This is a genomic window from Streptacidiphilus carbonis (genome assembly GCF_000787775.1).
Taxonomy (GTDB): Bacteria; Actinomycetota; Actinomycetes; order Streptomycetales; family Streptomycetaceae; genus Streptacidiphilus; species Streptacidiphilus carbonis.
In genome coordinates this window covers 93247-112736 of sequence record NZ_BBPM01000004.1, presented here as the reverse complement: position 1 = coordinate 112736, position 19490 = coordinate 93247, and the positions used below count along the sequence as shown (strand labels likewise).

Below are 19490 nucleotides of genomic sequence, written 5' to 3'. Positions count from 1 at the left end.
TACTCTTCGGCTATGAGTGGTGACATCCGAACCGACCGGCAGCAGGGGCGTCTGCGCCGGATGCTCAACCGCCTGGCTGCGAGCACCGAGGAGCTCCAGGCCGAGGAACTGCGCCACGACGCCGAGGAGGCCGGCTGCATGCCCATCGCCTCCTGCCAGGACCGGCAGCAGGTGACGGTGACCGGCACGCTCCGGGCCGTGACCCTGCGCCCCCGGGCCGGCGTCCCCGCGCTGGAGGCGGAGCTCTTCGACGGAACCGACGCCCTGGACGTGGTCTGGCTGGGCCGTCGCTCCATCGCCGGGATAGAGCCCGGCCGCCGCCTGGTGGCCCACGGCCGGATCAGCCATGCGCGAGGCCGACGGGTGCTCTTCAACCCGCGGTACGAGCTGCGCCCTGTCGGATCGGAGTAGTACCGCGTGAGTCCCCGTCACAAGTCGGGCCCTGCCCAACAGGACGCCGCCCAACAGGACGCCGCCGGGCAGGACGCCTCGAAGCCCGAGGTCGACACCTCGCTGATCGACGCGTTCGGCGGCGTCCGGGGAATGGTCGACATGACCGTGCCCGGTTTCGTCTTCGTCCTGCTGTACACGATCACCAAGAACCTGGGCCTGTCCGCCTGGTCCGCCGTCGGCGTGACCGTGCTGCTGGCCCTGGTCCGCCTGGTCCGCCGGGAGACGCTGAAGCACGCCTTCGGCGGAGTGCTCGGCGTGGCCATCGGCGCGTTCATCGCCATGAAGTCGGGCAAGGCCCAGGACTTCTACCTGCCGTCGATGATCTACGGCGTGCTGCTGGGCGTGCTCTACGCCGTCTCGGCGCTGGTCCGCTGGCCGCTGCTCGGCGTGATGCTCGGCCCGATCCTCGGCGAGAACATGACCTGGCGCACCCGGAACCCCGGCCGCCTCTCCGCCTACACCAAGGCCACCTGGGTCTGGGTCGCCCTCTTCGCCATCCGCGCGGCGATCCTCTTCCCGCTCTACTGGGCCGGCAACGTCACCTGGCTCGGCGTCGCCAAGATCGGCCTCGGCGTCCCGCCCTGGCTGGTCGCCATCTACCTCTCCTGGCTCATCCTGTCCAAGGCCCCGCCGCCCATCAAGGTCGCCGTGGAAGAGGAAGAAAAAGCAGAAGAACCCGACCACGAACGCGTCTGACCGCAGACGTCAGGGGCGCGGGGCTGTGCTTGCCCAAAAGCATGCGCGACCAGCCACGCACAGTCGTGCACGCTGACCGGAGCAGCAGCCCCGCGCCCCCGAGTGGTGAAGAACCCTCAGCTCTCCTTGGCGAGCAGTTCTTCCAACTCCCGCTCCCGCTCCGCCGTGGCGACGAACAGCAGTTCGTCCCCACCCTCCAGGCTGTCGCTCCCGCTGGGGACGAGCACACGGCCCTCACGGATGATGGTGACCAGCGCGGTGTCCTGCGGCCACTCCACGTCGCTCACCCGCAGCCCCACGGCCGTGGACGTCGCCGAGAGGGTGATCTCCACCAGGTTGGCGTCGCCCTGGCTGAACCGCATCAGCCGGACCAGGTCGCCGACGCTCACCGCCTCCTCGACCAGCGCCGACATCAGTCGCGGGGTCGAGACGGCCACGTCCACCCCCCAGGCCTCGTTGAACAGCCACTCGTTCCTGGGGTTGTTCACCCGGGCGACCACCCGCGGCACGCCGTACTCGGTCTTCGCCAGCAGTGAGACCACCAGGTTGACCTTGTCGTCCCCGGTCGCCGCGATGACGACGTTGCAGCGCTGCAGCGCCGCCTCGTCCAGCGCGGTGATCTCGCAGGCGTCCGCCAGCAGCCACTCGGCCTGCGGCACCCGCTCCACCGAGATGGATTTGGGGTTCTTGTCCACGAGCAGCACCTCGTGGCCGTTCTCCAGCAGCTCGCCCGCGATGGATCGTCCCACCGCACCGGCCCCGGCAATGGCTACCCGCATCAGTGCTCCTCCGGGCCCTTCGCGAACACGGCCTCGACGGCCTCGAGATCTGCGGTGCGCATCATCATGTGCACGAGGTCGCCCTCCTGCAGCACCGTCTCGGCGGTGGGCAGGGTGCCCACCCCCAGCCGGCTGATGAAGGCGACCCGCACCTCAGCGGCCTGCTCCAGCTTGCTGAGACGGTGGCCGATCCAGCCGGAGGCCACCGGGACCTCGGCCAGCTGCACGGCGCCGCTCGGGTCCTGCCAGTTGGGCTCGGAGCCGCTGGGCAGCAGCCGGCGCAGCATCTGGTCGGCGGTCCAGCGGACCGTGGCGACCGTGGAGATGCCCAGGCGCTGGTAGACCTCGGCGCGGCGCGGGTCGTAGATCCGGGCCGCGACGTTCTCGACGCCGAAGTTCTCCCGGGCCACCCGCGCGGCGATGATGTTGGAGTTGTCCCCGCTGCTGACCGCTGCGAAGGCCCCGGCCTGCTCGATACCGGCTTCGCGGAGCGTGTCCTGGTCGAAGCCGACCCCGGTGACCCGCTGGCCGGTGAAACCGGAACCGAGACGGCGGAACGCCGTGGGGTCCTGGTCGACGACGGCGACCGAGTGCCCCTGCTTCTCGAGGGTGCGCGCGAGGGCCGAACCCACGCGGCCGCAGCCCATGATGACGATGTGCACGCCCGTCCTTCCGGAGTGATGTCCCGGCTCGATCCTGACACCTTCTTAACCGGTGCCCGCACCAGGGTCGCACCCTCGCGCGCCGATGACACAACCGCAGTACCCGCGCAACCCGGGTCGTTACACCCCGGAGCGGCCCCGGATCTGGGAGCCGCCTGAGAAGCGGTGGCCGGACGCGGGCCGGGAGGGTAGGAGCGGAACGGGTGAACTCACACCTTCCCGATACCAATCCGCAACATTCGGGGCTGCGGCGAGTGACAGTCCCCATATTTCCGGAGGGGCGTTAAGGAGGCGTCAAGGACAGGCTCTACGATCCTCGTCGTGTCCAAACTCACCGACGTACCCAAGCGGATCCTGATCGGCCGCGCACTCCAGAGCGACAAGCTGGGTGAGACGCTGCTGCCGAAGCGGATCGCGCTGCCGGTATTCGCGTCCGACGCGCTCTCCTCGGTGGCCTACGCCCCCGAGCAGATCTTCCTGGCGCTGGCCGTCGCCGGTATCACCACCATCCACTTCTCCTGGTGGGTCGGCGGGGTGGTGGCGCTGGTGATGCTCGTCGTCGTCGCCTCGTACCGGCAGAACGTGCACGCCTATCCCAGCGGCGGCGGCGACTACGAGGTCGCCACGGTGAACCTGGGCGACAACGCGGGGCTGACCGTGGCCGCGGCGCTGATGGTGGACTACGTCCTGACCGTCGCGGTGTCGACCACCTCGGGTGTCGCCAACGTGGTGTCGGCGGTGCCCTCGCTGCACGGCCACGAGGTGGCGATCTCGGTCACCCTGGTCGTGCTGCTGATGGGGATGAATCTGCGCGGCGTCCGCGAGTCGGGGACCGCCTTCGCCATCCCGACCTACGGCTTCATGATCGGCGTGCTGGGGCTGATGGCCTTCGCGGCCGTCCGGCACTTCATCGCGGGCAGTCAGATGCACGCCGCCAGCTACAGCTTCAACCTGGTCCCGGAACACGGCCACGAGAACGTGGCCGGGCTCGCCATGGTCTTCCTGCTGCTGAAGACCTTCTCCTCGGGCTGTGCCGCGCTCACCGGCGTCGAGGCCATCAGCAACGGTGTGCCGGCCTTCCAGAAGCCCAAGAGCAAGAACGCCGCCACCACCCTGCTGATGATGGCGATCATCGCCGTGGTGATGCTGATCGGCATCATCTGGATGGGCAATCTGACCGGGCTGAAGATGTCCGAGAACACCTCCCAGCTGATCGGCGCGCCGGCCGACTACCACCAGAAGACCGCGCTGGCGCAGATCAGCCAGGCCGTGTTCAGCAACTTCACCCCGGGCTTCTACTACATCGCCGCCGTCACCGGGCTGATCCTGGTGCTGGCCGCGAACACCGCCTTCAACGGCTTCCCGGTGCTGGGCTCGATCCTGGCCCAGGACCGGTACCTGCCCCGGCAGTTGCACACCCGCGGCGACCGGCTGGCGTTCTCCAACGGCATCATCATGCTGGCCGGTGTCGCCATCGTCTTCATCATCGGCTACGGCGCCGACCCCAACCGGCTGATCCAGCTCTACATCATCGGCGTCTTCGTCTCCTTCAACATGAGCCAGACCGGCATGATCCGGCACTGGACCCGGCTGCTGAAGACCGAGACCGACCCGGCCGTGCGCCGCCGGATGATGCGCAGCCGGGTCATCAACAGCATCGGGCTGGCCTGCACCGCGTGTGTGCTGGTGGTGGTCCTGGGCACCAAGTTCATGTCCGGCGCCTGGATGTCCTGCCTGCTGATGGTGGTGTTCTTCGTGATGATGAAGGCCATCAGGAAGCACTACGACCGGGTCTCCGCCGAGCTGGTCGCGGCCGAGGAGCGCCCCGACGAGGAGCTGCTGCCCTCCAAGGTGCACTCGGTGGTGCTGGTGTCCAAGCTGCACAAGCCGACGCTGCGGGCGCTGGCCTATGCCAAGCTCGCACGCTCCGCCCACACCTCCGCGCTGGAGGCGGTCACCGTGGACGTGGACCCGGCGGACACCGCGGCGCTGAAGGCGGACTGGGAGCGGCGCGGGATCGAGATCCCGCTGAAGGTGCTGCACTCGCCCTACCGCGAGGTCACCCGCCCGGTGGTTGACTACGTCCGGAAGCTGCGCAAGGACAGCCCGCGCGCGGTGGTCACCGTCTACATCCCCGAGTACGTGGTCGGCCACTGGTACGAGCAGCTGCTGCACAACCAGAGCGCGCTGCGGCTCAAGGCCCGGCTGCTGTTCACCCCGGGTGTGATGGTGACCTCGGTACCCTGGCAGCTGGAGTCCTCCGAGCGCCGCCGCAAGCCGGTGGAGTGGAACGCCCCCGGGCAGATCCGTCGTGGAGACCTCCTCCGTGTGCAGAAGCGCGCGGGCACCGCCGCGGGCACGGAGCCGGGCCCGGGCGGCGCTGGGACGACCGACAGCAAGGACAGCAGCGCGTGACACCCCCTGGCAGGACCCGATCCGAGACCGCCGCCGCCGAAGGCGAGGTGCCGTCCCTGGTCGGTCAGCGGTACGAGGTCGAGGTGGGCCCGGTCGCCCACGGCGGCCACTGCGTGGCCCGGCACGAGGGCCGGGTGCTGTTCGTCCGGCACGCCCTGCCGGGCGAGCGGGTGGTCGCCGAGGTGACCGACGGCACCGAGTCCTCGCGCTTTCTGCGCGCCGACGCGGTCGAGGTGCTGCAGGCGTCCAAGGACCGGGTGGAGCCGCCCTGCGCGTTCGCCGGACCGGGGAAGTGCGGCGGGTGCGACTGGCAGCACGCCACGCCGGGCGCGCAGCGCAAGCTCAAGGTGCAGGTGCTCACCGAGCAGCTGCGGCAGCTGGCCAAGCTCGACCCGGCCGGGGCCGGGTGGGACGGCAGCATCGAACCGGTCGGCGGCAAGCTCCCGGCCGGCACGGTGCCGCAGTGGCGCACCCGGGTCCAGTACGCGGTCGACCCCGACACCGGCGAGGCCGGTCTGCGCCGGCACCGCTCGCACCGGGTGCAGCCGATCGACCGCTGCCTGATCGCCGCCGCAGGGGTGACCGAGCTGGGTGTGGAGGCCCGCGACTGGGAGGGGATGGCCTCGGTCGAGGCGATCGCCGCGACCGGGTCCTCGGACCGCCAGGTGATCCTGACCCCGCGGGCCGGGGCCAGGCTGCCGATCGTGGAGCTGGACCGGCCGGTCTCGGTGATGCGGATCGACGACCACGGCGGGCTGCACCGGGTGCACGGCCGTTCCTTCGTGCGCGAGCGCGCGGCGGGCCGGACCTGGCGGGTCAGTGAGGGCGGCTTCTGGCAGATCCACCCGGAGGCGCCCGACCTGCTGGTCTCGGCCGTGCTGGAGGGCCTGGACCCGCAGGAGGGCGAGAACGCCCTGGACCTGTACTGCGGGGTCGGGCTGTTCGCCGGGGCGCTCGCGGACCGGTTGGGGGAGCACGGCGCGGTGCTCGGCATCGAGTCGTCCAAGCAGTCCGTGGCCGACGCGCGGCACAACCTCGGCGATCTGATCGGCGAGGGCCGCGTGCGGATCGAGTGCGACAAGGTGGAGCGGCTACTGCCGCGGACCGGGATCACCGAGACGGACCTGGTGGTGCTCGACCCGCCGCGCTCCGGCGCGGGCCGCGACACCGTGCGCCATCTGGCCGGGCTCACCCCCCGGCGGATCGCCTATGTCGCCTGCGACCCGGCCGCCCTCGCCCGTGACCTGGGCTTCTTCGCCGCCGTCGGCTACCGCCCGGTCAGCCTGCGGGCCTTCGACCTGTTCCCGATGACCCAGCACTTCGAGTGCGTGGCGATCCTGGAGCCCGTTTCCTCCTGATTTCCTGTCACCTGTTCCGCTCTTGGCGCGTTCGTCCAGCGGGTAGTGCTCTTCTTACTACCCTTGCGTGCTAGCAGAATCGCGCTAGCTTGGAAGTATGACCAAGAAGCAGCTCAATGTCCGGGTGGACGCCACCACGGCCGAGATCGCCCGCGCCAGGGCGGAACAGGAGGGGATCAGCATGAACCAGTACATCGAGAAGCTGGTCCAGCAGGACATGGGAGAGACCGGCAGGTCCTTCGTGGACGCCGCCGCGCAGTTCATGAAGGAGTACGAGGCTGCCTTCCTCGCCGAGTTCGGCGAGCACGAAGGGGTGGGACAGCGCCGTTGAACGTCGAGATCGACCTGTCCTGGCTGCTCATGGTCGCCGAGCAGTACACCCCGGGCGACCCCCGGGTCACCGACTACGGCTCGCTCGTCGCCGCGGTGACCCGGCACCAGGCGGAGATCTTCGACGTACTGGTCTACCCCGAACCCGAGGACCGCGCCGCGGCGCTGATGCACCAGCTGATCCGGGTGCCCTCGCTGGAGCGGAACAACGAACTCTTCGCCACCGCAGTGGCCTTCGCCTACCTGGTCTCCGGCGGCGCCAACGTGGCCACCACCACCCGGGAGATGCGCAGCCTGGCCCGGGCCGTGCGGGACGGCCGGATCGGCGTCGACGGCGCCTCCGAACGGCTGGCGGGCTGGATCGTCGACCAACTGCCCGACCCGGAGGACCCCGACGACTCGGACGATGGGTCCGGGGACGGTCGGACGGACTAGTCTGACCTGCGGGTTCAGTTGACACCGCAGGGAGACGGACGCGTGCTGCAGGACGTAGTGGAGTACCTGGTCTGCCCCCATTGCGGGCAGGGTCTCACGACCGCTCCGGACGGCGGGGCGCTGCGCTGCCCCGAGCGGCACACCTTCGACATCGCCAGGCAGGGCTATGTCAGCCTGCTGCCCGGCGACGCCCACACCGGCACCGGCGACACCGCCGCCATGGTCGCCGCCCGCGACGCCTTCCTCGGCGCCGGACACTACACACCCGTCGCGGAGGCGCTGGCCGCGGCCGCCCCCGCCGACGCGCGCTGTGTACTGGACCTCGGCGCGGGCACCGGGTACTACCTGGCCGCTGCCCTGGACGCGCTGCCCGCGGCCCATGGCATCGCGCTGGACATCTCCAAGTTCGCCCTGCGCCGGGCCGCGCGTGCGCACCCGCGCGCCGGAGCCGTGGTGTGTGACGCCTGGCGTCCGCTGCCGGTCCGCGACGGCTGCGCCGACCTGGTGGTCAATGTCTTCGCCCCGCGCAACGGCCCGGAGCTGCGGCGGGTGCTGCGTCCCGGTGGAACGCTGCTGACGGTCACCCCGACGCCGCGTCACCTCGCGGAACTGGTGGGCGAGTTGAAGCTGCTCGGGGTGGACGGCCGAAAGGAGGAGCGGCTGGCGGCGACGCTGGGACCCCACCTGGAGTCCGCGGGCAGCAGCGAGCACGACTTCGCCGTGCTGCTGGACCACGAGGCGGTGCGCACGGTGGTGGGCATGGGCCCCAGCGCCTGGCACACCGACCCGGCAGCACTGGCCGAACGGATCGCCGGACTGCCGGACCCGGTCCGGGTGTCGGCGTCGGTCACCCTGAGCAGGTTCGTCAGGTAGCAGGTAAGAGGCTCACCAAAGCGCGGGTCGCTCGTTGACACCGGTGTGAGCGAGCCCTCCCCGCGCCGGGCCACCATCGGCGAACTGCGCCTGGTGGCGTTCAAGTCCCATGTCGGCACCGTGCTGCCGCTGGCCCCGGTCACCCTGGTTCAAGGAGTCTCCGGCAGCGGCAAGTCCAATCTGCTGGACGCGCTGGCCGCCCTGTCCGGGCTGGCGGGCGGGGCCGAACTGGCCGAGGCGCTGGCCCCGGTCCGCGGCGGCCTGCGCGGCTGCGTCCCGCACGGCCGGCAGGGGTTCCGGCTGGGCTGCACGGTGGAGACCGCCCGCAGCGGCACCGTGAGCCTGGAGGTGGCGGTGCGCACCGACGGCGAACCCAGGATCGTCGCCGAGCGGATCACCGGGGCGCTGCCGGGCACTCCTCCCCGGGTGCTGCTGGCCACCGGGGAGGAGGACCGGGCCAGGCGCCGGATCAACGCGGTCTGGCACAGCGACGGGCGGCAGGGCGACATCCGGGCCCCGCTGTCGGCCGGAAGCCTGCTGGCCGCCCAGCTGCCGCTGCGGATCGCCGGGGCCACTGCCGGCGAGCAGCGGGTGCTCACCGCGGTGGAGGACCTGCTCACGGCGTTGCGCGAGGTGTTCCCGGTGGACCCGGTGCCCGCGCTGATGCGGGGCTGGGTCCCGGCCGGGGACGACGCCAGGCTGCGCGGCAGCGCGGCCAATCTCTCGGCGGTGCTGGCGCGGATCCAGGGCGAGTGCCGGATCCGCTACGGCAAGCTGCTGCGCAGTGTCAGGACCGGCAGCCCCCACCCGGTCCGCGAGCTGGGAGTGCTCCGGGGCGACGGCGCCAGGGTGCGAGCGGCGCTGTGGGAGGCGGAGGGCGCGGTCACCGGGGCCGAGTCGATGAGCAACGGGCTGCTCCGCTACCTGGCCTTCGCGACGGTGCTGCTGACCGGACCGGGGGTGCTCCAGATGAGCTCGGCGGACGTGCCGCAGGTGGACCGGCTGCTCACGGTGCTGGCCGAGGACCTGGACGCCGGGCTGGCGGAGGGGCAGGTGGCGGAGCTGCTGCGGCTCGCCGGGGAGGTGGTCCGGCACGGGCACGCACGGCTGCTGGCGACGCTGCGGGACGGGGCGGCGGGGGCGGCCCCGGAGGCGCTGGTGCTGAACTGCCGCCGTGATCCGCGGACCGGGTACAGCGTGCTGGAGCCGTCGTCCGCGCCGGCCCCGAACTCAGTGTCGGCACCGGCCCGGACGCCGACCCGGATCCCGCCCCCGCCCCCGCCCCCGGCCCCGCCCCCGGTTCCGGTGCAGGCGGGTGGCGGCGGCCGGGGAGAATGGGCGCATGACTGATCGACAGCTGGACGTCCCCCTGCTTCAGCAGCGACTGCGCGAGTTCGCCGCGGCGCGGGGCTGGGGGCAGTACCACACGCCGAAGAACCTGGTGGCGGCGCTCAGCGTGGAGGCGTCCGAACTGCTGGAGATCTTCCAGTGGCTGACCCCGGAGCAGGCGGCGGCGGTGATGGAGGACCCGGTCCGGGCGCACCGGGTCGAGGACGAGGTGGCCGACGTACTGGCCTACCTGCTGCAGTTCTGCTCGGCGCTGGGGGTGGATCCGCTGGCGGCGCTGGCGGCGAAGATCGAGCGAAACGAGCACCGCTTCCCGGCGGGGGCCACGCCGCCGCTGGACGGCGTCTGACGTCAGGCCGTTCGACGTCGGGCCGTTCGACGTCGGGCCGTTCGACGTCGGATCGTTCGACGTCGGGCCGGTCGACGTCGGGCCGGTCGACGTCGGGCCGACGCCCGGATCCTCCCTCTCGCGGGTGACGGCGTTCTGCACATCCCCCGGGTTGTCCACAGGCGGTGATCGTCCGCGTCCGGTCGTTCCTTTTCTGTTCCAGGCTGGTCCCTGACGGAGAGCCCGTCGGGAGTACCGGGAGCAACAGGGGGTCGAGGCCATGGATGCGCTGAGGTTGATCAAATCCAGCAGGCACGGTCTGACCGAGGCGCGCAGCGTGCCGGAGGTGCTGGCGGAGTGCTGGCAGGCCTGCGTGCTGGTCGAGGCCGTGACCGGAGTGGCCGCGCTGGAGCTGATGGAGCGTGAGCTGCTGGACCGCGGCAGCTGCGGGAGCGGCGGTGCGGCCGCGATCGCCCGGGCGGTTGCCGAGGCGGCGGGGCACGCGGCCGCCTGCGTGGGGCGCCCCCCGGACGACGGGGGCGGGCCGGCCAGAGCGGAGCGGCTGACCGTGCTCACCGACGCCGCGGTCGCGCTCCGCGAACTGTGCGGACTGGTTCAGGAGACCGCCGAGGCCCTGGTCGTGCTCGCCTGCGGGGCCGGCGAGCAGGAGCTGTACTGGCGCTGCATCGACTCCGTGGACGCCGTCGCCGAGTGCCAGGACCTGGCTGCGCAGCTGCTGCGCGCCGTCGACCCGGCCTGCCGTGAGCTGCTGCCGGTGGGCGACTGGCAGCAGAGGGACGGCGGCGGGTCATGACGGCGGCGGGGGCGGCGTCAGGTGTGTTGGCCCTGGTGGGGCTCATGGGCGTCTGCGTCGTGCGCGGGTGGCGACTGGAGGTCGGCGTCCAACCGCACCAGGTCGGCGTTGAGCGCGGCGAGCATCTGCTCCATCTGCGCCAGCAGGCTCTGCGGGGCGGCGGGAGCGGGGGAGGAGGCGCTCTGGCCCTCCGGTACGACGGATGCCTCGGACATGGTGGACGCGCCCCTCCTGGGTGCAGCGGACGGGCGGCGGACAGTTGCCGTCCCGAGCGGGGCAACGAGCCGCGCCGCAACCCGGTCACTGACCGTCACACCCACGGGGGACCCGGAGCCCGCTCCGGCCCGGGACCGACCGAACCCACCGGGCGGGAGTTCGAATCGGCGGCCCTGGAGGGATCTCCCAGGGCCGCCGTGACCTCGGATGCGTCAGTTGTGCGCGTGCAGCTCGGCGTTGAGCCCGCCCCAGGAGCCGGAGCGGGCGATGACCTCGACCGCGCCGGTCTGCGAGTTGCGGCGGAACAGCAGGTTGTCCTGACCGGACAGTTCCACTGCCTTGGCGACCTTGCCGTCCGGAAGGGTGACCCGGGTCCCCGCGGTGACATAGAGCCCGGCCTCGACCACGCAGTCGTTGCCCAGCGAGATCCCGATGCCGGCGTTGGCGCCCAGCAGGCAGCGCTCGCCCACCGAGACCACCTGCTTGCCGCCGCCGGAGAGGGTGCCCATGATCGAGGAGCCACCGCCGATGTCGCTGTGGTCGCCGACGACCACACCGGCCGAGATCCGGCCCTCCACCATGGACGTGCCCAGGGTGCCGGCGTTGAAGTTGACGAAGCCCTCGTGCATCACGGTGGTGCCGCTCGCGAGGTGGGCGCCCAGGCGGACCCGGTCGGCGTGCGCGATCCGCACTCCGCTCGGAGCCACGTAGTCGGTCATCCTCGGGAACTTGTCGATGCCGTAGACGGCGAGCTGCCCGCCCCCGGCGCGGACCGCGAGCCGGGCGGACTCGACGGCGGCCACCGGCACCGGGCCGATGCTGGTCCAGGCGACATTGGCGAGCAGCCCGAACAGCCCGTCCAGGCTCTGCCCGTGCGGCTGCACCAGGCGGTGGCTGAGCAGGTGCAGTCGCAGATAGGCGTCGTGGGTGTCCAGTGGCTTCTCGTCCAGGGAGGCGATCACGGTACGAACCGCGACGACCTCGACGCCGCGGCGCGGGTCCTTGCGCAGGGCGTCGGCCACGCCCGCGCCCAGCTCGGCGACGGCTTCGTCGGCGGACAGCCGGACCGTGCCGGCCGGTCCGGAGTCCGAGGTCAGCGAGGGGGCGGGGAACCAGGTGTCCAGCACAGTGCCGTCGTCGGCGATGGTGGCCAGGCCGACGGCCACGGCGCCACGGGGGGAAGGGGAAGCGGATTCGTTCGTCACCCCGTCACGGTAACGAATGGCCTGCCGGGCCGCCCAACCGTACCGCTGTGCGGACAGCGCCGCCGGGGTGACCGGATCGGTCCGGCCCCGGACTCGATCGGGACTGGTCACCCCATTCTGACCAGGCCAGACTTGGATCCATGAGCCGAGCACTGATTGTCATCGACGTCCAGGAATCCTTCCGTGCCCGGGCTGGGGAGTGGGCCGCGAGCCACAACCCGAAGATCGCCGAGCCGGTCAACCGGCTGGTCGCGCTGGCCCGGTCGGCCGGGGACACGGTGGTCTGGGTGCTGCACTCGGAGCCCGGCACCGACACGGTGTTCGACCCGGCCCAGGGCCATGTCCGCCTGCTGGAGGAGCTCGACCACCAGCCCGGCGACCTGATGGTCCGCAAGACCTCGCACAACGCCTTCACCACCACCAACCTGCAGCAGCAGCTCACCGAGCGCGGCATCACCGAGCTGGTGACCTGCGGCATCCGCACCGAGCAGTGTGTGGAGACCACCACCAGGGTCGCCAGTGACCTCGGCTACCGGGTCACCTTCGTCACCGACGCCACCTCCACCAGCCCGATCACCCGCAACGGCGTCACCCTGAGCACCGAGGAGATCATCCAGCGCACCGAGTTCGCGCTGGCCGACCGCTTCGCCGAGATCGCCACCGTCGCCGAGCTGGAGGCGCGGGCAGCCGATCGGGAATGATGGCGGACCTATGAGTCGCATCGTCTTCCTGCTGGTGCCCGGAGTGCACCTGCTCGACCTCGCCGGGCCCGCTCAGGTCTTCTCCACGGCCGCCGACTTCGGTCACGACTACACCCTGGCCTACGTCGCCGAGCAGCCGGTGGTCCTCAGTACCCAGGGCGTCCCGCTCCAGGCCGCCACCGAGTGGCCGGAGCTGGGACGGCAGGACCTGCTGCTGGTCCCCGGCTGGCGTTCGCACTCCCTGGAGCAGTACTCCGAGGTCGGCGGCAGCACTCTGGACCGGCTGCGCGGGCACCACGCCGGCGGCGGCACCGTCGCCAGCGTCTGCGCGGGCGCCGACGCCCTGGGGCGGGCCGGACTGCTGGACGGCCGCCGCTGCACCACCCACCACGACTTGCAGGAACAGCTGGCCGCACGCTACCCCCGGGCCACGGTGGTCCGCGACGTCCTGTTCACGCTGGACGACCGGGTGGTCACCTCGGCCGGTATCGCCAGCGGCATCGACCTGGCGCTCTTCCTGGTCGCCCAGGACCACGGCCCGGCCGCCGCCGCGCAGGTCGCCCGGGACATGGTGGTCTACGCCCGCCGCAACGGCCACGAGCAGCAGCACAGTGCGATGCTGCGGCACCGCTCGCACCTGGACGACACGGTCCACCGCGCCCAGGACGTCATCGACAGCCGCTACGACTCCCGGCTGCCGCTCGCCGACCTGGCCGCCGCGGTGGGCGTCAGCGACCGCACCCTGACCCGACTGTTCACCCGCGCCACCGGTCTCACCCCACTGCGCTACCAGCAGACGCTGCGGCTGGAGCGGGCGGAGCACCTGATCTCCCACGGCTCCACGGTCGACCACGCCGCCCGCACCGTCGGCTTCGAGGACCCCCGGATGCTCCGCCGCCTCCGCGCCCGGCCCTGACGCCCGCTCAAGCCGTCGGCCCGCCGGCCCGGCCCTGACGCCCGCTCACCCGTCGGCCCGGCCCGTCAGCCGGTTACCGGCCGGTTGCGGTAGCGGCCGACCAGCTCGCGTGCGGCGACCTGCATCCGGACCGGCGGCAGCCCCCGGGCGATCAGGTCGAGGTCGTCCAGCACCATGTCGCCGATGCTGAGGAACGCCGCCGGGATGCCGCCGGCCCGGTGGGCCGAGAGCACCGTCCCCTCCAGGCGGCGGACCCGGTGGTCCGCCGCGAGCGGCTCCTCGGGCCAGACGTCGATCCCGGCCAGGAAGCGTCCGGCCGCCACACCGTCCAGCAGCGCGTCGTAGTCCACCACCGGCGCCCGGCTGACCAGCACCAGTCTGGCGCCCTGTGGCGCGGTCGCCAGCAGGTCGGCGTTCAGCAGATGCTCGCTCTCCTCGGTCACGGTGGCGAGGACGAAGAGGAAGGTGCTCTTCGCCACGGTCTCCGCCAGTCCGGTCGGCAGCACGCCGTGCTCGCGCAGCGTGCTCGGCGGCAGCCAGGGGTCGTACACCCTGATGGTCGGAGCGAACCCGGTCAGCAGCGTGCGCAGCGCTCGGCCCAGGTTGCCGAAGCCGAGGAAGCCCACCTCCGCGCCTCGCAGCAGCACGGCGTCGGCATTGGCCTCGGCGACATAGCGCTCACGGCCCTCGCGGAAGGCGCGGTCCTCCCGGCTGATGCCCCGGGCCAGGTCCAGCGCGAGCCCCAGCGCGTGCTCGGCGACCGCCTGCGCGTACGCCGGACCGCAGCCGAGCACATGCACGCCCTGCTCGTAGCAGGCCTGGTAGTCGACGTTGGGGTAGAAGTTGCCCTCGATGTTGAGCAGGGCCCGCAGCTTCGGCGCCCGGGCCAGTCGCTCGCGCGGCAGATCGGGCTGGCCGATGACGGCGAACGCCTCCGGCAGGGCCCGCTCCAGAGCCTCGGTGGGGTCGGCCGCGGCTTCCAGGTCGACGACGGTGTATCGCTCCTGCAGGGCCCGCAGGGCGTCCGCCGTGAAGATCCGCGAGACCGGGTGCGGGGAGGCCCGCAGGATGACGACGGGCTTGGGGGCGTCGCTGGCACTCATGGATGTGCTCCTGACTCGTCGGAACTCGGTGGGACGATCATGCCGACCACACACAGCGGCTGACCCCGCCGGCGGCAGCCGCTCCGGTTCAGATCCCTCAAGTGCCGGATGCCCTGGAGCCCGTCCAGCCGCGTGGGCCGGGACTCGGTGACACCAGACCTGCTTCGTAGGCGGCGATGACGAGTTGGATCCGGTCGCGGGCGTCGAGTTTGGTCAGCAGTCGCGACACGTGGGTCTTGGCGGTGGCGGGTCCGATGAACAACTGGGCGGCGATCTCGCTGTTGGACAGGCCGCGCCCGACCAGGGTCAGCACTTCGCTCTCCCGTTCGGTGATGCCCTCGATCTGCCTCCTCTGCTGCGGGGGTTCGGGCCGGTCGGCGAACTCCGCGATCAGGCGCCGGGTGACGCTCGGGGCGATCAGGGCATCACCGGCGGCGACCACCCGGATCGCGGCGATGATGTCCAACAAGGCCATGTCCTTGACCAGGAACCCGCTCGCGCCCGCGCGCAGCGCGGCGTAGACGTTGTCGTCGTCGTCGAAGGTGGTGAGGATGAGGACGCGTGGTGCCGTGACGGTCGCGGTGATCGCCCGGGTGGCCTCGATACCGTCCATTCCGGGCATCCGGATGTCCATCACGACGATGTCGGGGCTCAACTCACGGACCAGTCGGACGGCTTCGGCTCCGGTGCCCGCCTCTCCGGCGACCGCCAGATCCGGGAGGTCCGCGATGACCATGGTGAGACCGGCGCGTACCAGGGGTTGGTCGTCGGCGAGCAGGACGCGGATCGTCATACGGGCAGCCTAGCCGCCACCCGGAACCCGCCCTCGGGTCTGGCTCCGGCACTGAACCGGCCGTTGAGCAGACCGACCCGTTCGCGCATCCCGGCGATCCCGTAGCCGGTCCCTGGCGCCCCTGGCGCCCGTGTGGCACCGGTGCGCACAGGGCCACGCCCCTCATCGACGATCTCAAGGACCAGTTCATCGTCCCGGTACTCAACAGAAACCCGACACCGGTCGCTCCCGGAGTGGCGGACCGCGTTGGTGACCGACTCCTGGATGATCCGGAAGGCGGCCAGGTCGACCTCGGGCGGCAGCGGACGCCGCTCTCCGAGCCACTGCATGTCGAGACGCACTCCCGCGTCGGCCGTCGTCTCGGCCAGCCGGTCGATGGCCTCCAGCCCGGTTGTCGACGGGAGTCCCCCCGGACGGTTGCCGTGGGAGGCCGTCGCCGGGAGCGCGGGTGCCTGGCGGAGCGAGACGAGCATGCGGCGTAGTTCCGCCAGGGTCTCGCGGCTGGTGGTCTCGATGGCCGTCAGTGCGCTGCGCGCTCGGGCGGGCTGGGTGTCGATGACCAGGCTCGCGGCGCCGGCCTGGATCGCGATGGCGCCGATGCTGTGCGCGACCATGTCGTGCACTTCCCTGGCTATGCGCAGGCGTTCGGCCGTCACCGTATGGGCGCGCATGGCCTCTCCGTAGTCCCGTTGCTGACGGATCGAGTTGCCGATCAGCCAGGCGATGGCGATGGTCAGAGCGAGTGCCGACAGCATGCTGAGAAAGTCGCTGAACGTGTTCCGGCCCTGGTCCACGGCCATCCACTGGCAGATCCAGGCGGCCAGTTCGACGGCGCCGGCCGCGAGGGCGGTCCGGCGTGGCCGGGTGGCCGCGATGTGGCCGACCAGGCAGTCCATCACCAGGAAGAACGGCCACGTCCTCGCTGTGAGCACTTGTGCCGCCACCGACTCGGCCAGGACCACCCCGAACACCGGCAGCGGTCGGCGGCCGGCCCAGCCGATGGGAAGCGCCATGACCAGGGCCATGGCCGCCTGGAGCGCGAGCCCCAGAAGAGGGGCGTCGTGGGGCTGCCAGGGCGGTGTCGGGTGATAGGCCGTGGTGCCGAACAGCACGACCGCGAACAGCACCACCGCGAAGAGTGCGGCAGCGCACCACGCCGTCGCCGTCCACACGCCCGACGGGAGCCGTCTCAGCCACGGTGGACGCGGCATCACCTGATCCATCCGGTGATGCTAGCCATCTCCCGGTCGCAGGCCGTCCGCCTGGAGGCGTACGCCCCACGGGCTAGCGGCTCGCCACTCGGGTCCGCCGGCGGCCGGACGTCGTACGGGCCCTGTCCGGGACAACGTTGGCCCGAGAGATCGAAGTCAACCGACAGGCCGTCAGCGCCCCCCTTCACGGCCGGTCTCGGACCACCGCTCAAGAGGAGATCGCATGAATTCCGTCCTGCGGACGCAGGGGCTGGGCAAGAGGTACAGGAAGCGCTGGGCCCTGTCCGACTGCACCCTGGACATTCCGGCCGGCCGCGTGGTCGGGCTGGTCGGCCCCAACGGGGCCGGGAAGACCACCCTGCTGAACCTGGCAGCCGGCATGCAGACACCGACCGAGGGCACGATCGAGGTGTGCGGGGGCCGCCCGGCGGGCGGCGCGGCGCAACTGGCCAAGGTCGGATTCGTCGCCCAGGACACCCCCACCTACGCCGGGCTGAGCGTCAGGGACCACCTGAGGCTGGGGGCCCGGCTCAACCCCGGCTGGGACGGCGCGCTCGCGCGCGACCGGATCGTGCGCCTCGGCTTGGACCCGGGGCAGCGTGCCGGGAACCTGTCGGGCGGTCAGCGCGCCCAGCTCGCTCTGACGCTGGGGATCGCCAAGCGCCCCGAGCTGCTGATCCTGGACGAACCGGTCGCCAGCCTCGATCCTCTCGCCCGTCGGGACTTCCTCCGGGACCTGGCGGAAGCCGTCACCGAGCTCGGGCTCAGTGTCCTGCTCTCCTCCCATCTGGTCTCCGACCTGGAACAGACCTGCGACCACCTCCTGGTGCTGGTCGGCTCCCGGTTGCAACTGGCCGGAGATACGGCGGAGTTGCTCGCCACCCATTACCGGATCACCGGTCCTCCGTGCGATCCGGGCACTCTGCCGTCGGACCTGCACGTCATCTCGGCGACCTGCACCGACCGTCAGGCCACCCTTCTGGTCCGCGCCGACACCCCGGTCCAGGACCCCGCCTGGTCCGTCAGCCGAGTCGGCCTGGAAGACCTCGTCCTGGCGTACATGGGCCGCTCCACCACCGACCCGGTCCACCGAACCACGCTGGAGGCAACCCGATGATCTGGCTGACCTGGCGCCAGTTCCGCACCCAGGCCATCGTGGTCTACACAGCCCTGGCCGGCTTCGCAGGCGTCCTCCTGGCCACCGGACCGCACCTGCCCCGCCTGCACGCCGCCGTCGGCAGCAGCTTCGTCCAGTTGGTGAGCGGCTCCGACTACGACCTGTACCTGTGCGGCAGCCTGCTGGTGCGCGCCCTGCCGGCCGTCATCGGCATCTTCTGGGGCGCTCCGCTGGTCGCCCGCGAGCTGGAGGCCGGAACCCATCGCCTGGTGTGGAACCAGACCGTCACCCGCACCCGCTGGCTCGCGGCCGAATTCGCCCTCGCCGGTCTGGCCGCCGTCGCCGCCACCGGTCTTCTCACGCTCGCCGTCTCCTGGTGGTGCAATCCTATCGATCAGGCTCTCGACGACGGGTCAGGCCCGGGGCCGGGCTTCATCCCACGGCTCTCGCCGATGATGTTCGACTCACGCGGCGTCGCCCCGATCGGGTACGCGGCCTTCGCTTTCGCGCTCGGCGCCGCCATCGGGGTCGTCGTGCGCCGGACCGTGCCCGCCATGGCGGCCACCCTGGCTGTGTTCGCCGGGGTGGAGACCGCGATGAGCATGTGGATCCGGCCCCACCTCATCCCCCCTACCCGCGTGACCGTGCCGGTGACCGCCGACAACCTCCAGGGTCTGCGAAACGGAGGCCTGTCGGTGGACCTCGGCCACCACGGGGCCTGGTTCGTCTCCCAGCAGACCCTCGACGCCGCCGGTCGTCCGGTGCCCGTGCCGCCGTCCTTCTTCGATTGCATGCAGTCCGGGGCGGGCATCCGACGATGCGGCGCCGAACTGGCCAGACAGGGCTACCAGCAGGAAGCGACCTACCATCTCGCCGGCCACTTCTGGCCGCTCCAATGGGCCCAGACCGGACTGCTCCTGGCCCTCGCCGTCCTCACGACCGGACTCTGCTTCTGGTGGACCCGCCGACACGTGTCCTGACGCAGGACGCCCCGCGAGCACGTCCTTCGGGCCGTCACGGCGAGGGGACGCCCGAATATCCAGTCGGCTGAGCCGCTCCTTCCGGCGATACTCGACCTGTGTTCCTGACGATCAGTACCACCGGTACCCCCGACCGCCCCGCGACGGACCTGGGCTTCCTGCTGCACAAGCATCCGGACAGGTCCCAGAGTTTCAACGTGTCGAACTACGGCCTCGCGCATGTCTTCTACCCGGAGGCGGGCGAGCAGCGCTGCACGGCCGCGCTGCTGCTGGAGATCGACCCGGTGGCCCTGGTCCGGCGAGGTCGGGGCAAGGGCCGCGGCGGGTCACCCGACTTCGCACTCGCGCAGTACGTCAACGACCGCCCGTACGCGGCGTCGTCGCTGCTCGCGGTGGCGTTGAGCACGGTGTTCAAGAGCGCCATGAAGGGCCGCTGCGACCAGCGCCCCGAGCTGGCCGCCGGCCCGCTGCCGCTGACCGTCACCGTTCCGGTGCTGCCCGCCAAGGCCGGCCAGGACGGCGGCCCCGAACTGGTGCGACGGCTGTTCGAGCCGCTGGGCTGGCAGGTCGACGCGGAGCCGATCCCGCTGGACCCGGCCTTCCCCGACTGGGGCGATTCCCGCTATGTCCGGCTGGAGCTCACCGGCGCCCTGCGGCTCGCCGACGCGCTGAACCAGCTCTATGTCCTGCTTCCGGTGCTGGACGACGCCAAGCACTACTGGGTCTCCCCGGACGAGGTCGACAAGCTGCTCAGAGCA

At 71.5% G+C, this 19490-nt stretch carries 21 protein-coding genes and 1 pseudogene; 15 read left to right on the top strand and 7 right to left on the bottom strand.

All coding sequences use genetic code 11. The features are described 5' to 3' along the window. The first annotated feature begins 12 nt into the window (after window positions 1–12). Both TR46_RS04530 and TR46_RS04525 read left to right on the top strand, forming a co-directional pair. Window positions 13–411: an OB-fold nucleic acid binding domain-containing protein gene (locus TR46_RS04530; RefSeq protein ID WP_042393778.1), complete on the top strand. Its 399-nt coding sequence runs from the start codon at window positions 13–15 to the stop codon at window positions 409–411. Between the two features lie 6 nt (window positions 412–417). Then, window positions 418–1149: a DUF3159 domain-containing protein gene (locus TR46_RS04525; RefSeq protein ID WP_042393776.1), complete on the top strand. Its 732-nt coding sequence runs from the start codon at window positions 418–420 to the stop codon at window positions 1147–1149. Between the two features lie 116 nt (window positions 1150–1265). On the opposite strand, the gene TR46_RS04520 is transcribed toward TR46_RS04525, so the two are convergent. After that, entirely contained in the window at window positions 1266–1928 is a 663-nt protein-coding gene (locus TR46_RS04520; RefSeq protein ID WP_042393773.1) for a potassium channel family protein, read from the bottom strand. Next, on the bottom strand, window positions 1928–2590 hold the full coding sequence (locus TR46_RS04515) for a potassium channel family protein (protein ID WP_042393770.1): 663 nt from the start codon (window positions 2588–2590) through the stop codon (window positions 1928–1930). The genes TR46_RS04520 and TR46_RS04515 overlap by 1 nt, the downstream gene beginning before the upstream one ends. A 321-nt stretch (window positions 2591–2911) precedes the next feature. Between TR46_RS04515 and TR46_RS04510 the strand changes: the two genes are divergently transcribed. The 8 genes from TR46_RS04510 to TR46_RS04475 all read left to right on the top strand — a co-directional run bounded on the left by TR46_RS04510 (window position 2912) and on the right by TR46_RS04475 (window position 10490). Continuing rightward, a complete protein-coding gene (locus tag TR46_RS04510; protein WP_042393765.1) occupies window positions 2912–5005 on the top strand; it encodes an APC family permease in 2094 nt (697 codons plus the stop codon). After that, entirely contained in the window at window positions 5002–6363 is a 1362-nt protein-coding gene (locus TR46_RS04505) for a class I SAM-dependent RNA methyltransferase (RefSeq protein WP_042393760.1), read from the top strand. The genes TR46_RS04510 and TR46_RS04505 overlap by 4 nt, the downstream gene beginning before the upstream one ends. Window positions 6364–6460: 97 nt before the next feature. Further along, on the top strand, window positions 6461–6694 hold the full coding sequence (locus TR46_RS04500; protein WP_042393757.1) for a toxin-antitoxin system HicB family antitoxin: 234 nt from the start codon (window positions 6461–6463) through the stop codon (window positions 6692–6694). Next, entirely contained in the window at window positions 6691–7128 is a 438-nt protein-coding gene (locus TR46_RS04495) for a hypothetical protein (protein WP_042393754.1), read from the top strand. Before TR46_RS04500 ends, TR46_RS04495 begins: the two co-directional genes overlap by 4 nt. A 42-nt stretch (window positions 7129–7170) precedes the next feature. After that, a complete protein-coding gene (locus TR46_RS04490) occupies window positions 7171–8001 on the top strand; it encodes a methyltransferase domain-containing protein (protein WP_042393751.1) in 831 nt (276 codons plus the stop codon). Window positions 8002–8046: 45 nt separating this feature from the next. Next, the gene (locus tag TR46_RS04485; RefSeq protein WP_052432537.1) at window positions 8047–9351 is read left to right on the top strand and encodes an AAA family ATPase; all 1305 of its coding nucleotides are present in this window, start codon (window positions 8047–8049) and stop codon (window positions 9349–9351) included. Continuing rightward, on the top strand, window positions 9344–9697 hold the full coding sequence (locus TR46_RS04480) for a nucleotide pyrophosphohydrolase (protein ID WP_042393748.1): 354 nt from the start codon (window positions 9344–9346) through the stop codon (window positions 9695–9697). The genes TR46_RS04485 and TR46_RS04480 overlap by 8 nt, the downstream gene beginning before the upstream one ends. Before the next feature lie 259 nt (window positions 9698–9956). Continuing rightward, complete coding sequence (locus TR46_RS04475) at window positions 9957–10490, top strand: DUF6099 family protein (protein ID WP_152626293.1); 534 nt, start codon at window positions 9957–9959, stop codon at window positions 10488–10490. 17 nt (window positions 10491–10507) lie between these two features. On the opposite strand, the gene TR46_RS04470 is transcribed toward TR46_RS04475, so the two are convergent. Both TR46_RS04470 and dapD read right to left on the bottom strand, forming a co-directional pair. Next, a complete protein-coding gene (locus TR46_RS04470) occupies window positions 10508–10705 on the bottom strand; it encodes a hypothetical protein (protein WP_042393744.1) in 198 nt (65 codons plus the stop codon). A gap of 213 nt (window positions 10706–10918) precedes the next feature. Next, window positions 10919–11911: a 2,3,4,5-tetrahydropyridine-2,6-dicarboxylate N-succinyltransferase gene (gene dapD, locus TR46_RS04465; protein WP_042394126.1), complete on the bottom strand. Its 993-nt coding sequence runs from the start codon at window positions 11909–11911 to the stop codon at window positions 10919–10921. A 140-nt stretch (window positions 11912–12051) separates the two neighbouring features. Between dapD and TR46_RS04460 the strand changes: the two genes are divergently transcribed. Together TR46_RS04460 and TR46_RS04455 are read left to right on the top strand one after the other, a co-directional pair. Next, a complete protein-coding gene (locus TR46_RS04460; protein WP_042393742.1) occupies window positions 12052–12612 on the top strand; it encodes a cysteine hydrolase family protein in 561 nt (186 codons plus the stop codon). A gap of 10 nt (window positions 12613–12622) precedes the next feature. Further along, complete coding sequence (locus tag TR46_RS04455; protein ID WP_042393739.1) at window positions 12623–13528, top strand: GlxA family transcriptional regulator; 906 nt, start codon at window positions 12623–12625, stop codon at window positions 13526–13528. Between the two features lie 65 nt (window positions 13529–13593). Here the strand turns inward: TR46_RS04455 and TR46_RS04450 are convergent, their stop codons facing one another. The 3 genes from TR46_RS04450 to TR46_RS04440 form a co-directional block, all read right to left on the bottom strand. Continuing rightward, window positions 13594–14631, bottom strand: coding sequence for an NAD(P)-dependent oxidoreductase (locus TR46_RS04450; protein WP_042393735.1), 1038 nt, complete (start codon window positions 14629–14631; stop codon window positions 13594–13596). Between the two features lie 97 nt (window positions 14632–14728). Next, window positions 14729–15424, bottom strand: a complete 696-nt coding sequence (locus TR46_RS04445; protein WP_042393732.1) for a response regulator — start codon at window positions 15422–15424, stop codon at window positions 14729–14731. Beyond that, entirely contained in the window at window positions 15421–16647 is a 1227-nt protein-coding gene (locus tag TR46_RS04440) for a sensor histidine kinase (protein ID WP_236655199.1), read from the bottom strand. Before TR46_RS04440 ends, TR46_RS04445 begins: the two co-directional genes overlap by 4 nt. 211 nt (window positions 16648–16858) lie before the next feature. Between TR46_RS04440 and TR46_RS04435 the strand changes: the two genes are divergently transcribed. The 3 genes and pseudogenes from TR46_RS04435 to TR46_RS04425 all read left to right on the top strand — a co-directional run. Next, complete coding sequence (locus TR46_RS04435) at window positions 16859–17752, top strand: ABC transporter ATP-binding protein (RefSeq protein ID WP_042393725.1); 894 nt, start codon at window positions 16859–16861, stop codon at window positions 17750–17752. Further along, entirely contained in the window at window positions 17749–18732 is a 984-nt protein-coding gene (locus TR46_RS04430; protein WP_042393723.1) for an ABC-2 membrane transporter-related protein, read from the top strand. Before TR46_RS04435 ends, TR46_RS04430 begins: the two co-directional genes overlap by 4 nt. A gap of 98 nt (window positions 18733–18830) precedes the next feature. Continuing rightward, window positions 18831–19490, top strand: a pseudogene (locus TR46_RS04425) (3' terminal RNA ribose 2'-O-methyltransferase Hen1); the annotation flags it as partial.

Coding starts and splice junctions, on each gene's coding strand:
- TR46_RS04530 (WP_042393778.1), top strand. CDS start 13: ATGAGTGGTGACATCCGAACCGACCGGCAGCAGGGGCGTCTGCGCCGG.
- TR46_RS04520 (WP_042393773.1), bottom strand. CDS start 1,928: ATGCGGGTAGCCATTGCCGGGGCCGGTGCGGTGGGACGATCCATCGCG.
- TR46_RS04500 (WP_042393757.1), top strand. CDS start 6,461: ATGACCAAGAAGCAGCTCAATGTCCGGGTGGACGCCACCACGGCCGAG.
- TR46_RS04480 (WP_042393748.1), top strand. CDS start 9,344: ATGACTGATCGACAGCTGGACGTCCCCCTGCTTCAGCAGCGACTGCGC.
- TR46_RS04475 (WP_152626293.1), top strand. CDS start 9,957: ATGGATGCGCTGAGGTTGATCAAATCCAGCAGGCACGGTCTGACCGAG.
- TR46_RS04470 (WP_042393744.1), bottom strand. CDS start 10,705: ATGTCCGAGGCATCCGTCGTACCGGAGGGCCAGAGCGCCTCCTCCCCC.
- TR46_RS04460 (WP_042393742.1), top strand. CDS start 12,052: ATGAGCCGAGCACTGATTGTCATCGACGTCCAGGAATCCTTCCGTGCC.
- TR46_RS04455 (WP_042393739.1), top strand. CDS start 12,623: ATGAGTCGCATCGTCTTCCTGCTGGTGCCCGGAGTGCACCTGCTCGAC.
- TR46_RS04450 (WP_042393735.1), bottom strand. CDS start 14,631: ATGAGTGCCAGCGACGCCCCCAAGCCCGTCGTCATCCTGCGGGCCTCC.
- TR46_RS04445 (WP_042393732.1), bottom strand. CDS start 15,424: ATGACGATCCGCGTCCTGCTCGCCGACGACCAACCCCTGGTACGCGCC.
- TR46_RS04440 (WP_236655199.1), bottom strand. CDS start 16,647: ATGGATCAGGTGATGCCGCGTCCACCGTGGCTGAGACGGCTCCCGTCG.
- TR46_RS04435 (WP_042393725.1), top strand. CDS start 16,859: ATGAATTCCGTCCTGCGGACGCAGGGGCTGGGCAAGAGGTACAGGAAG.
- TR46_RS04430 (WP_042393723.1), top strand. CDS start 17,749: ATGATCTGGCTGACCTGGCGCCAGTTCCGCACCCAGGCCATCGTGGTC.